Here is a 12,698-nt window from a genome sequence, read left to right as displayed (position 1 = left end):
AGTTTGTATCGGTATCTGACGATGTGTAGAAAGGATTTATTCGATTAGAACGCCATGCCATCGTTTTCACCCGTCAAGGGCGTGCCATCCTGGGGAGATAGGACAATAACCCGCAAACATATACATAACAGTGGTGAATTGAACAGGAACCCAAAAGCCCAATTTGTCATAAGGTAGTATGGTCTGCGCTTACGATCGGGTGGAGGTGGAGTGGATTGTTAGGACTTTTCACAGCCGTGGCGATGGTGATCAAAGAAATGATCGCCTTTGTTTCGTATATTAAAAACAATGCCTTTCCGCAACCCTTATCAGAAAAAGAAGAAGCAGAATGCTTGCAGCGCTTGGCCCAGGGAGATCAGGAGGCAAGAAACAAGCTGATTGAACACAATCTGCGTTTGGTGGCGCATATTGTGAAGAAGTTTGAAAACACCGGTGAAGACAATGAAGATTTGATTTCCATCGGCACCATCGGTTTGATCAAAGCGATCGAGTCTTACCAATCAGGCAAGGGCACCAAGTTGGCCACCTATGCAGCCCGGTGTGTCGAAAATGAAATTTTGATGTTTTTGCGGTCCCTGAAGAAATCGCGCAAGGATGTGTCATTGCATGATCCAATTGGCACAGACAAGGAAGGGAATGAAATCACATTCGTTGACATTTTGGGGTCAGATAAGGATGAAGTGGTGGATTCCGTGGAGTTGAAGATTGAACGGGATAATATCTATTCGCATCTTCACATCTTAGACAAACGGGAGCAAGAAGTGATCTGCTGCCGGTTTGGCTTAAATGGCGAGGAAGAGAAAACACAACGGGAGATTGCTAAAGCGTTGGGGATCTCGCGCTCATATGTGTCACGGATCGAAAAGCGGGCGTTGATCAAGTTGTTGCATGAGTACTATCGGTCGGGAAAGAAACGGGAGTGAGGGTGTTTGCCCAGGAAGTGTTGGAACATCATTTATAAACGGCATAGGTTTTATGGCCCATCCACGTTGGAACGGATCAACTAGAAAAGCGCCTTACCAGAGGTAGGGCGCTTAACTTTATGCCGTTTTGGATTCTGCTTGTGAAAAACATGCCATGAGGACTGACTAGTCAGATGGGTGTTGCCTGTGAATGAAGGTATGACGATGTCCATCAGGCTATTGTTCTGGCGGCCCGATGTTACTAACTAAAGACCGGTACTTTTTTGCTCAGGCCAAGCGTTTGCGATGTTTCAGTGCGAATTTCTTGGAAAAGTTTTGGGTTGTCGACGAGCGATATGCCATAAGAGGGAATCATTTCTTTGATCTTGGGTTCCCATTCTTTCATTTGTTGCGGGAAGCATTTTTGCAATACCTCCAGCATGGCGTGAACGGCTGTCGAAGCGCCTGGAGAAGCGCCGAGTAAGGCGGCGATCGAACCATCGGCAGAACTTACGACTTCCGTGCCAAATTGAAGAGTGCCTTTGCCTCCAGTCTCGGTATCTTTGATTACTTGCACGCGTTGGCCTGCCACGATAATGTCCCAATCCTCGCTTCTAGCGTTAGGAATGAACTCGCGTAGTTCTTGCATGCGTTGTTCATTCGATAACATCAATTGCTGGATCAGGTATTTTGTCAAGGCCATCTCTTTTACGCCTGCCGCCAGCATGGTTAAGATGTTGTTCGGTCTGATGGAGCCAATCAAGTCAAAATAGGAACCCGTTTTTAAGAACTTGGGTGAGAAGCCGGCAAACGGTCCAAACAACAAGGTTTTTTTGTTGTCGATATATCTTGTGTCAAGATGCGGAACCGACATGGGGGGAGCGCCAACTTTTGCTTTGCCATACACTTTTGCATGATGCTGTTCAACCACTTCTTGATTGTTGCATACCATGAACAGCCCGCTTACCGGGAACCCCCCGATACGTTTTGACTCAGGGATGCCGGTTTTCTGTAGCAGTGGCAGGCTTCCGCCCCCGCCTCCGATAAAGACAAATCTTGCGGTATGGCGTTCGACTTTGCCGCTTTCCAGATTACGTACTTTCACTTCCCACAAACGGTCGCCGGCGCGTTTGATATTCTCTACCCGATGCTTGTAGTTAACTTCGACGTTTTTGTTCTTTAAATGCTCAAACAACATGCGTGTCAAAGCGCCAAAGTTGACATCCGTGCCAGAGTCGATTCTCGTCGCCGCGATGGGTTCTTTCGATTGGCGGCCTTCCATGACAAGCGGAATCCATTCTTTTAATTGTTTGGGGTCATCGGAAAATTCCATCCCTTGAAATTGATGATAGGTTGTAAGCGCTTCAAACCGTTTTTTCAAAAAGGCGACATTCTTTTCCCCTTGCACTAAGCTCATGTGAGGGATGGGCATAATAAAGTCCTTTGGATTGCGAATAAGATTGCTTTTTACCAGATAAGACCAAAATTGCAGGGAGAGCTGAAACTGCTCATTGATTTTGATCGCTTTACTAACATCAATCGAACCGTCAGGCTTTTGAGAGGTATAGTTGAGCTCACACAATGCAGCATGGCCCGTACCCGCATTGTTCCATTCATTGGAACTCTCTTCTCCAGCCTTTGCGAGTTTCTCAAACACTTTGATTTCCCATTCAGGTGCTAACGCTTTCAGCAATGCTCCCAGCGTCGCGCTCATGATTCCGGCACCAATCAAGATAACGTCTGTTTTTTTCGGCATGTTGCTCATTGCGATCTTCCCCTAAAAGTAGTTTCGTTCCAAGGCAGATAAATGTGAAGCGATGGACAAAGAATAAAACACGAATGAATCGAAAGAGGTCAAATAATATATTCATTATACAGTAGAAAACGACAAAAATGTGAAATAAGAAACTTTCTACCTTGAAAAGAGAGTCTGAAAACACAATAAAAAAAGGACGGTGACTCGCCCCCCATCTGTGTTCTCAACTCTTGGGCTTCCTTTTCATCACATTCTCATCAATCCAAGTACGGGTAATATCGTTAGACTGTAAACACTTTCCTCCCGCCGGGAAGCGTTCATCCTGTTTCCGCTTGCTTGCCGACAAGACTGGTCAGTGCTTGAAGTGAAGGGGTTCACAACCTCTTGAACATCGATCACACCAATGGGCAGCTGTGCAACCGAACGTCACGCCTGCTACTCCCAACATATCGAATTTTTCGGTATATGGCAAGGGATGATTTTCGGGTGCCAGCCAGAATGGCACCAATCGTAGCAGACAGTTTACAGTGTGCGGCACGATTTTTTAGACATGCAGTGGTGCCTTTGCGATGGAAGTATCATCATACAGAGGCCACCAGCTAGAGATATTATGATGTTCCTCTTTAAAAGAGCACCTTAATAACGATAATAATATCGTTAATATCGATAATTATTTATTTTAAAACGAGTGTCACGGAACTGTCGGAGAGGGTAGGAATCACGATGGCCAATCTGTCTATATTGAAAAATGGAAAGGCAAAAGCGATTCGATTATCAACGTTGGATGCGATTTGCAAGGCTTTGGACTGCCACCCTGGGATATTTTAGAATACAAAAGTGATGAAGCTGATTGAAAAGAGGTGATCCGATTTGGATCACCTTCTTTTTTAGAATCTGAGAGGGTTTCTTTGGTGAAAATAACCCCGACGATAAAATGGCGCCAAGTTATTGGAGGAATGAGCAGTGTCGATTCTGTTTTCGTTTACGGGGTTGTTGTTGGTGTACGTACTGGGATGGTTGATCAGTTTTAACCGCAGGGGGATAAAATATAGGCCGATTCTCACCATGTTGGTTGTGCAAGTGGCTCTCGCATTTATCTTGTTGAACACCAAAATCGGGATCTCCTTGATATCGGCCATCTCACGGGGATTTGAACGCTTGATGAGCATCGGGGTGAGCGGGGTAGATTTTGTGTTTGGTGGATTGGAGAATAAAGGCATATCCACTTTCTTTTTGGATGTGTTGCTCCCCATCGTGTTCATCTCTGTTTTGATTGGTATCTTAAATTATTACCGCATCCTCCCATTGATCATCAAATATGTTGGGCTAGGATTAAACAAAATCAATGGCATGGGCAAACTGGAAAATTATATCGCAGTGTCATCCGCGATCTTGGGGCAGTCGGAGGTTTTTTTGACGACCAAGAACCAGATCGGTTCTGTCTCCGAGCGGCGGTTGTATACGCTGTGCACTTCGGCGATGAGCGCGGTCAGCATAGCGATCGTTGGTGCCTACATGACGATGATTGAACCACGGTTCGTGGTGACGGCTATCGTGATCAATATTTTTTCGGCACTGATTGTTGCGAACATCATCAACCCGTATGACTTGGAGAATGAAGAGGATTTGGCTATTGAGCATGAACGAGAGTCAAATCTGTTTGAGAACATCAGTGAAAGCGTTATGGATGGGTTTAAAGTGGCTATTATCGTCGCTGCTATGCTGATTGGGTACATCGGGTTGATCCAGTTAATCAATGCGCTGTTTTTAACCGTGTTCACTATATCATTTCAAACGGTGCTGGGATACATTTTCGCTCCGATCGCCATGTTGATGGGAGTGCCGTGGTCGGAGGCAATCCAAGCGGGAAGCATCATGGCCACTAAGCTGGTTACAAATGAATTTGTGGCTATGCTTGACTTCAAGAAGATTGCAGGGCAGTTCTCCCCGCGCACGGCGGGCATCGTATCCGTTTTCTTAGTTAGCTTTGCCAACTTCAGCTCGATTGGCATTATTACTGGCGCTGTCAAAGCACTTCATGAGAAGCAGGGGGATGTCGTTGCGAAATTCGGTTTGAAATTGTTGTACGGTTCCACACTGGCGTCAATCTTATCAGCGACGATCGCCGAATTGTTCATCTGAATGAAAGGACAGCATGCGAGGATTTTGAAAAGGAGCGCGTTGGTGTCTCTTTTTATGCAAAAAAATCATCCCCGCTATAGCAGGGATGATGAGGGCGTGGCTGGCAAATCAAGTTGGTAGGGAAGAAGCGGCGGAAAAACCTTTTCGCGAGGAGTGCCGATGCACAAGTGAAGCGAATGAGAAAATAGTTTTGGAGCCGCTGACCTATTCATCACACACGCCCTAGTGCGATGGATTAAGCCATCATGCGGGTCAGCTTTTTGGATACCAACGTGAGAACAAGGCCGAAGAAGATTGCCAGGCTACCGATCACGCTGAAGATTTCCAAATAACCGAGCGTTGCGGTGAGTGCCGCTACTTGGCCCGCGACGATATTGGCGATACCGGTGCTTGCCAGCCATACACCCATCAGCAAGGATGCCAATTTGACAGGGGCGATGCGGCTGACCATCGACAAGCCGATCGGCGATAGGAATAGTTCGCCCAAGGTGTGGAACAAATAAGTCATCACGATAAACAGCAGGTTTGCTTTGGCTACGATGTTGGTCTCATCGCTACCGGTTTGTAGCACAGCGATAGCCAAGATGATAAATCCGGTACCCAACAGGATCATGCCTAAGCCCATTTTGATCGGTACGGGCAAATCGCCGCGTTTGGATCGTGCCAGCTTGATCCAGAGCATCGAAACCAGCGGCGCCAACAAGATAATGAACAATGGGTTCACCGATTGGAACCAAGATACGGGGATGGTCCAACCAAACACTTCTCTGTCCACGAATTTTTCCGTGTACAAGGACAGGGACGTGCCAGCTTGTTCAAACCCGGCCCAGAAAAATACAACAAAACAGGTAATGATGATGATGGCCCAAGTTCGATTCTTTTCTTGTTTGGTCAGCGGTGCGTTGCTCACTTGCTTCTTGTCCACGGTTGCCGCTTTCACGTTTGGCTTTTTGCCCAAGTCGCCAAGATAACGGTTGCCTAGCATGTTAAAGATGATTTGTCCAATAATCATACCGATGGCGGCCGCCAGGAATCCATATTTGAAGCCGAATACTTCGACGCCGTTCACGGTTGTTTTGAAGAAGTCTTCAGCCAAAAATCCGCAAACGAGCGGAGCGAAAAATGCGCCTAAGTTAATCCCCATGTAGAAGATCGTAAAGGCGGCGTCACGGCGCTCATCTTTTTCATCATACAATTCCCCAACCAAGGTGGAGATGTTTGGCTTGAAAAAGCCGTTTCCGATTATGAGCAAGCCCAAGCCCAGAAACAGGGCGGCTTTTGTTTGTGATGCGAACAAAGCCAGGTTACCCAACGCCATCGTAACCCCGCCGATGGTGATGGCCAAGCGTTTGCCGATGAAACGGTCGGTCAGCCAGCCGCCGATGAGCGGAGTGAAGTACACCGCGCCGGTGAAGAATCCGTAGATGCTAGCGGCGACCGCTTCACTAAATCCCAGTCCACCGCTGATAAATGTTTTTGTCAAATAAAGGATTAATAGGCCGCGCATGCCATAATAACTGAATCGCTCCCACATCTCTGTGAAAAAGAGCAGGTATAGTCCAGGTGGGTGTTTCTTACGAGCCGCTTGCGGCGAGCCAGATGAATCCAGCTTCGTAGCTGTGTTCATTAGTAGTCCTCCTTCAACTATCGATGCATGATAAGATTAGTATGATCTTTAATGTAAAAAGAATTTATCTAATCACACAGAATAATGTGTGATAGACTCGCGAATTAAAGCAAATAATGGAAACAAAATATCTAAAAAAAACAAGGATACTTGCAGTTGTAAATGTTTGTTTCATCTCCAATCATCAATCAATGCATCTGATCTGCGGCTCTAGGTGTTTATATTCCGTGAATTGATTGAATTTAGGTACAAAAAAAGAAAGAATGTTTCATTTTCCAGAGTTGTTTGCTACTGCACTCGGGAAAAGAATTTTAAAAAATTTTATACAAAAACATAATCTTTTCTCATCACAGATTTTAAATGATTATCTACCGGTTAGTCAACAGAAGGATATGGAAGTATATTCACGAAGCATGGATAAATCTGCATGAAACCGCTTTTATCCCCGATTTTTTTAAACAAAAAAATAATCGAACCGTGAGAGAACGGTTCGATTTAGGTTTGCAGATGTTCCGTTATACCCTGGTTCTGGGAGAAGGTGAGCGCATGTCTGGCGAAACAAGTTGGCCGGTAGAAGAGGCGGCATCCCTTTCCCAATGAGCGTCTCAATATGTGTGAAGCGAATGGGAAACAAGGGTACAGTCGCGGGCCTATGTATCTGACACACCCTAGTAGTTGTAGGTGATTTGGTACATAGTGAACACGCTACCACTGTTCATGCTACGGATATAGAACCGGTAATCACCAGCGATCATGTTGGTGAATGTGACGGCATTTGCTGTCTTGGTCAGCGTTTTGGTGATTTTTCCACCGCCGACCCTTTCAACGGTGACATCATAGACATAGTTGATGCAGGGCGCCACGCCTGGGATCCAAACCTTGATTGCTTTGCCAGCTTCGACCTGGCCGTTGAACACCAATGCGTCTCCTTCGCTGATATTGGACCAATTTTGGATAACGTTCATCTTACCTTCCCCTTATACAGAGATGTTAAATGAAAAGTAGTCAGGGTTATTATATAATATTATTCATTTTATGAATAGTATAGGAAATATTAACTCCTCTTGGTTACTTTCGTGTTGGGGTATCCAGCGTTTCTTACATCTTCTGCGCGGGCGTTAGCCAGTTCCTCATCGTCAAATTCGCCGGCCGAGACCACATAGACGGTGCCCGCATCGCCGTTCTTTTCGTAATAATGGGCCGGAATACCCTTGCTATTCAACGATTTGACGCATTCATCGGCTTGAGCCTGATCCGCGAACCGATCGACAATGACCTCGTATGTAACTGGCGCCGGCTCTTGTGGCAGTTGTGGCTTCTCTTGGCCGGGCTCTTGACCGTGAGGGCCTTCGTTTGCGGGTTCTTCTTTCACAGGGTCGTTATCGGGGTTCTGCTGGACAGGTGCAGGCTCGTCGACCTCTGTTTGCTTATTTTGCTCCTTGCGGCCACTGGTTTTTTCCTTCCATGTCGTCGCTTCGGGCTTGACGTTTTGCAATGCCTGCTCTTTGGGTTCAGGAGGAGTCACCTGCCCAGTTTGCGGCTTTTGGAGCGCTTTTTCGCCGCTTACGTTGAAATAGACAAAGCCTAAGATGAGGAAAAGGGGGATGATTCCCATCATAGCAAACCGGAAAAATTTGCTCGGTTTGGCTCCGACCACCGTCACCGAAACCGGCGGTTGGGCTTCAGCGCTTTCTCCCCTGTTGATCGGAAGCGCCAGCGCGCGTGTCGGGGCGGACAAGGCTTGTTGCAGGGCTTGCTTGAATTCTTCCGCTGATTGGTAGCGGTCTTCCGGTTTTTTCGCCAGTGCTTTGTAGATGATATCGCATAACGCCGCCGGCAAGGCTTGGTTTTTGCCGCGCGGGTCGGGTACGGGATGTTGCAGGTGTTTCAGGGCGATGGCCACCGATTGGTCTGCATCAAAGGGAACGTCACCTGTGACCAACTCATACAGGACGATCCCTAGCGAGTACAAGTCTGAGGAGTAGTTGAGCTCTTGCCCGCAAGCCTGCTCCGGCGAGAAATAATGCACCGAACCCATCACGGTGCCCGTTTTTGTATATTGCGTTGCCGCACTTAGCAAACGAGAAATCCCAAAGTCGGTGATCTTGTAGGTTCCGTCGGCCGTCGCCATGATGTTGTGCGGCTTGATGTCCCGGTGGATAATCCCATGCTTGTGGGCGTGAGCCAAGCCGTCGCAAATTTGCATCACGATGGAAATCGCTTCCTTGGCGGGCAGGGGGCCTCGTTCTTCAATCAGATCGCCGAGGGTGGGTCCTTCGATCAGCTCCATGACCATGTAGTATAAGTCGTCTTCGTTGCCGATGTCGAATACATTGACGATGTTCGGATGGGAAAACTTCCCTGCTGTCTGAGCTTCGCGAATAAATCGCTTAATCGCGGGTTCGCCTTCGTGAAGCTTTTGATTCATGATTTTAATTGCCACATCGCGGTTGAGGTGATGATCCTTGGCCTTGTATACGACAGCCATCCCGCCTTCGCCCAAGAGATGGAGAATCTCATACCTCCCGCCGAGCTGTTTTCCTTCCACTGCTATCACCTTTCTGGGATGAAATCGTGCCGTCCCTTTTTTGTGAATGAGTTGCAAACATTCCTGGAAAAGGTATTGTAATAAATAGCAAAATAAGACTACTTTATTATACATAATAGATAAAGAAAAGATCGAATTGTGAAAGTTTATTCAACAAATAGTCAAGTAGTATTTGTTGGGGACGGGATAAGGACTATACTTGAGTCAGAAATGAATCTGATACAGAATTAGATATTTTATTTTCGCGCATATGGAAATATTTCCTGCCAACCTTTTGTGAAATTTGGAAGAGATTGAGAAGAGTGGCATTTATAAGTCAAAAGCAAACGAACGCTCAGGTTCGCTTGCTTTTTTTCATCAGCCGTACCAAGAACCACGCGACAAAGCCCAAGGCGGTGGCGGGAATGAGGAGGAACAGGAGGCAAAACCAGACAAACTCTGCGCTACCGACGGTGGGCAGGCCGGAGCCAGCAAATTTCTCAAAGATGCTCAAACCGTCAGCGATGGTTGAAACGAGGACAAAGGCGAAGGATAGCACAACCACCCATGTGTTGAAACGCGTTTTCAAGTCTTCTTCACGCTCTTTTTCTTGCTTGGCCGCTTCCTCTTGCAATTGGCTTCGCTTTTGTTCCTTCAATTGAACCATCTGCGACAGAGAATCCAGTTCAAAATGCAGTTCGCCCAGCAACTGGTCAATGTGTAGATTGGTCTGAAAAAGGTTATACACGGCCGTGTGGTGGGAGGTATTAGACACTTGCTTGAAGACCGACCGCAATTTGAACAAGATGATTTTTTCTTTCAACTCAGTGATGAGCCGGGCGTCTTGCAGATACTGTTCCATCCGTTGGTGTAATGACAAGTTGTGGTCGGTTGTACCGGTACCGCTGAGCAGCGATTCGGAAGCCAGCATGGAGAAGTGCAATAAGGCGTAACGTTGGTGCAGGCTTAGCAGATAGAGATAAAAGTAAGTAGATTTCACATGGGGCAGGTAATTCATCTTGAAATATTTTTCGTTCTGAGGATGGTTGCCGATAAAGGCCAGATTGGCGCAACCCTCCAACGAGATGCCCCAGTAGCTGTTGGCGTACAATTGCAAAACTTCGGGATTGCCATGAGGATGCTCATCCTGCTTGTTCGGGCTGTAACTGTCGGTATAGGTGCGACGCATCCAAAACAGAAGCGGTCCAACTTCCTCTTCCGACAATGGTTCATCCAACAAATAGGATTGGAAGACCAGTGCTTGAAACGGGGCATTCAAGTGGCTCGCTTCAAAAAAGGTGGTCACTTTCAGGGGAGCGAGCAGTTGTTGGGTCAGTTCGCGCAGGTGAAGTTCCACTTGTTTCCCCTTCAGCAGATAGGTGAGGCGCATTTTGCTGTTGTACAACTTTTTTAATTGGTGGTTGGCTTCGATCAGCCGGCGGATGTCGGTCTGTTTGGGGTAATGGATGTCCAAAGTCAAAAAACCGACATTGCTCTCAAACAAGGTGCATTCCACCTGGTTAATGGTGAGTCGGATGTCTGGCATGAATCCACCGGCGAACGTCAACTGATGATTCGTTCCGGGCGGCAGTCCATGCGTTTGGCGCCCCTCTTTCGTGAGGTGGTAACGCTTGCCGATTACGAATGGATATGATTCAGTAGATACCAATTTTTCAATATGGGTGAACAGACGATTCATATGTAAGTCTTTCGGCTCCCACCATTTGCTGTGCCCTAGGGCCAGCGTTTCTTCGGCGGCTTCATAAGCAAAAGGAATAATCAGGCGGGAGAGTTGTTTCATTACATGTGCCATAATCCATTGCCACTCCCATCGCGTTGTCATGCTTTTTCTCCTAGCTAACCACAAAAGCAGGACGGGGGCAATCTCGAATGCGAAATGCGACCAGACAAAAAAAGAACCCGCCCAGATGACCGGTGGGCGGGTTAAGAAAGAGGGTTATCGCTTTGACAACACCGGGCAATCGATCAAGGTGATGCCATTTTGAATCAGCGAATCCAGGGCGGGATTGGCTTCCCGCAAGGCGTCCAGTTGTCCCCGCAAGCGGGTGACCCAAGGTTTGATCTGGTGCTCGGATACGATCTCCAATATCTCCAGACGCAACAACCAATCTTCGGGATAGTGGTGATCCAGCATCTCCATGATGTTGTTTAAGGAATGGATGTCCCGCTGTCCTTCGCGAACTTCGCGCACCGCTTGATAGAGGTGGTCCAAAGTAGACAAGGCGGGGGCAGGATCGTCTTCTACTTCGATGGCAGCGCTCACTTCATCGGCAAAATAGGTTTCTGGATCAGCCGCGCCAGCGTATACGGACGTGATGCGGCTACCGATAGCCAAATCGTAAGTTCCCCAATCGGGATGGAATAAGAGATGGTCGCCGCGCATGACGGAACATTGCTCAAATGACAGCAGAATCAGGCGGCCGTTGCGGAAGACGGCGTCTTTTAGGATGCCTTTGAGCTTAATGCCGCTGGTGTAATGAAGCTCCAGCTCAGTGCCAAGCGACCACCCGTCGTCGGCCCAGCGGTCAGAAGTCATCTCTTCCAACGGACAGGGCAGATCGCGCACGTGGCCAATCGGTGCGCCGAAGCCGTCGCAGTGCGTCGCTTTTCCATGGCCGGGCAAGGTGCGCCCTTCAAAGGAAAGTGCGGTTGGTCCGGCAGTGCGCAAGTAGATCGCTTCTCCCTGTTCGTCGTAGATCAGTTCAGTAAAGACGCCGCTTACTTGCAGGCCTGAATTAAATTCGGCGGTGGCTAGATGGGCGGAGCGCACTGCTTTTTGCAAGCTGGCTGTGCCCCCAACTCGAAAGGCCATCCGATCAGCGAAACGCTCGACGGCTTCGCTTAGTTCATCGAAATCCCGACAGACAAACAGCTGCGGTTGTGGTTTGGTGACATCGTAATCCGTTTGGATACATGCCTCTAGAGAAAAAGGCAGCTTGGTCACTTCCGGGGAGAGGCAGGACTGGCCTTCGCCGATGGAGGACAACAGTCCGGCGCCGTAGATTTTGGGATTTTTTAAGTCGCCGATCAAGCCGTATTCCACTGTCCACCAGTACAGGCGACCGATTTGGGTCGCTTCGGAAACCTCTGTCGCCGCGGCGATCTTCTCTTGCAATGCCTGTTCCGCGTCAGCGATCATGTCAGGGGTGGAGTGAGGATCTTCCATCACGATTGTCAAGTGCCGCGTCGCTTCAAACACCTCATGTTCTTCTCGGTTCGCCAATGCCTTGGCCCCGATTCGCCCAAACCGTTTGACATAGTCGGCATATTTTTCATCGGACAGGATCGGCGCATGGCCCGCCGATTCGTGGATAATATCAGGAGCCGGTGTGTACTGGATGTGTTCCAGCGTGCGGATCTCTGTGGCGATCGGCAACAGGCCACGAGCTTGGAAGTCAAAAAAGGCCACACCGGGAATCAAGCCGTTGATGGGAACGGCTCCCCAACCAAACGGTTTCAAACAGGCATTCATTTTCTCAACGCTGGGGATTTGTTCTATATCAATGCCGGTTTTTTGTAAGCCACTCACATAGGCTTGGTGGGCGGTATGCTGAAAAAAGTGGCGGTTTTGTCTCATCACATATCGCCAAACAGCCTGGTTGACTGGAGTGTAACGTTGGTACTGCTGCTTGGCAACATAAGGTTGTAAATGAGCGGGTATGTTCATAATCTTTCCTCTCCCAAAATACTTTAGCGCTAAAAAGCGTATAAGCTAAAAAGTGT

Annotated in this window: 8 protein-coding genes and 1 pseudogene; 3 read left to right on the top strand and 6 right to left on the bottom strand. The window is 48.0% G+C overall.

Annotated elements, in window-relative coordinates:
* Positions 1 to 215: 215 nt before the first annotated feature.
* Positions 216 to 923 carry an RNA polymerase sporulation sigma factor SigK gene (gene sigK / locus QQZ12_RS05800; protein WP_102993039.1) on the top strand — a complete coding sequence of 236 codons (708 nt, stop codon included), beginning with the start codon at positions 216 to 218 and terminating at the stop codon, positions 921 to 923.
* 241 nt (positions 924 to 1,164) lie between these two features.
* Here the strand turns inward: sigK and QQZ12_RS05795 are convergent, their stop codons facing one another.
* Positions 1,165 to 2,667, bottom strand: a complete 1,503-nt coding sequence (locus QQZ12_RS05795; RefSeq protein WP_102993038.1) for a malate:quinone oxidoreductase — start codon at positions 2,665 to 2,667, stop codon at positions 1,165 to 1,167.
* A gap of 630 nt (positions 2,668 to 3,297) precedes the next feature.
* Here QQZ12_RS05795 and QQZ12_RS05790 point away from each other — a divergent pair.
* Positions 3,298 to 3,512 (top strand): annotated as a pseudogene (locus tag QQZ12_RS05790) (helix-turn-helix domain-containing protein).
* A gap of 109 nt (positions 3,513 to 3,621) precedes the next feature.
* Positions 3,622 to 4,800 carry a NupC/NupG family nucleoside CNT transporter gene (locus tag QQZ12_RS05785; protein ID WP_284724092.1) on the top strand — a complete coding sequence of 393 codons (1,179 nt, stop codon included), beginning with the start codon at positions 3,622 to 3,624 and terminating at the stop codon, positions 4,798 to 4,800.
* A gap of 235 nt (positions 4,801 to 5,035) precedes the next feature.
* Here QQZ12_RS05785 and QQZ12_RS05780 read toward each other — a convergent pair whose 3' ends face one another.
* From QQZ12_RS05780 to QQZ12_RS05760, 5 genes are all read right to left on the bottom strand, one after another.
* Positions 5,036 to 6,427 (bottom strand): peptide MFS transporter, encoded by a 1,392-nt coding sequence (locus QQZ12_RS05780; RefSeq protein WP_284724091.1) that lies wholly within the window; start codon positions 6,425 to 6,427, stop codon positions 5,036 to 5,038.
* 668 nt (positions 6,428 to 7,095) lie between these two features.
* Positions 7,096 to 7,392 carry a hypothetical protein gene (locus tag QQZ12_RS05775; protein WP_102993035.1) on the bottom strand — a complete coding sequence of 99 codons (297 nt, stop codon included), beginning with the start codon at positions 7,390 to 7,392 and terminating at the stop codon, positions 7,096 to 7,098.
* Between the two features lie 89 nt (positions 7,393 to 7,481).
* Complete coding sequence (locus QQZ12_RS05770; RefSeq protein ID WP_181352761.1) at positions 7,482 to 8,975, bottom strand: protein kinase domain-containing protein; 1,494 nt, start codon at positions 8,973 to 8,975, stop codon at positions 7,482 to 7,484.
* A 334-nt stretch (positions 8,976 to 9,309) separates the two neighbouring features.
* Positions 9,310 to 10,797: a hypothetical protein gene (locus QQZ12_RS05765; protein ID WP_284724090.1), complete on the bottom strand. Its 1,488-nt coding sequence runs from the start codon at positions 10,795 to 10,797 to the stop codon at positions 9,310 to 9,312.
* Between the two features lie 114 nt (positions 10,798 to 10,911).
* On the bottom strand, positions 10,912 to 12,642 hold the full coding sequence (locus tag QQZ12_RS05760; RefSeq protein WP_154987267.1) for an aromatic amino acid hydroxylase: 1,731 nt from the start codon (positions 12,640 to 12,642) through the stop codon (positions 10,912 to 10,914).
* Positions 12,643 to 12,698: the final 56 nt, after the last annotated feature.

This window comes from Laceyella tengchongensis (genome assembly GCF_900182735.1).
Taxonomy (GTDB): Bacteria; Bacillota; Bacilli; order Thermoactinomycetales; family Thermoactinomycetaceae; genus Laceyella; species Laceyella tengchongensis.
Note: the sequence above shows the minus strand (reverse complement) of the source record. Positions and strands in the feature narration are given on the sequence as shown.